The organism is Limimaricola sp. G21655-S1, assembly GCF_027213785.1.
Lineage (GTDB): Bacteria > Pseudomonadota > Alphaproteobacteria > Rhodobacterales > Rhodobacteraceae > Limimaricola.
This window is the reverse complement of the sequence record NZ_JAPWGO010000077.1, coordinates 1-639: the sequence shown is the minus strand read 5'-3', so window position 1 is coordinate 639 and position 639 is coordinate 1. Positions and strand designations below refer to the sequence as shown.

Annotated in this window: 1 protein-coding gene; it reads right to left on the bottom strand. The window is 66.7% G+C overall.

Features of this window, described 5'->3' with window-relative positions:
- A partial coding sequence (locus tag O4G76_RS19900; RefSeq protein WP_269398891.1) for an FAD-dependent oxidoreductase occupies nt 1-639 on the bottom strand: 639 nt, incomplete at both ends.

The following is a 639-nucleotide window of genomic DNA, read 5'->3' as shown; positions in this document are numbered from 1 at the left end:
GAAAGCCTCGGTCAGGGCGTCGGACACCTCGGGCTCTGCGCCGGGCAGCAGGCGGGAGCGTGCCACGAGGGTTACCTTGACCCCCATCCGCGCCATCATCTGCGCCAGCTCCGCGCCGATATAGCCAGCCCCGACGAAGATCAGGCTCTCGGGCAGGGTCTCCAGCTCCAGAAGTGATTGGCTGTCGAGCGGTTCGACATCCTCAATCCCGCGGATCGCCGGGACAAGCGACCGGCTGCCCGTAGCGATCAGCGTTCTGGGCGCGGTAATCGTGCGATCTCCGACCTGAACACCGCCCTCGACCAACGTCGCGGGGCCTTCCTCGATGTAATCGACCCCCTCATAGTTGGGCAGCAGGTCAGCGTATTTCTTCTGGCGCAAAGTCGCGACAAGGTCGTCCTTGCCGGCGACGAGCCGGGACCAGTCATCGACCTGCGCAGCACCTGACAGGCCGGGAAATCGCGCAGCCGCGCTCGCACCATGCAGCGCCTCGGCCGCACGGATCATGACCTTCGACGGCACACAGCCAAAGTTGACGCAAGTCCCTCCGATCGTCCCATGGCCCACGAGCGCGACGCGCTTGCCAGCCTCGGCGGCGGTGATCGAGGCGGAGAACCCGGCGGAACCGGCGCCCACGAC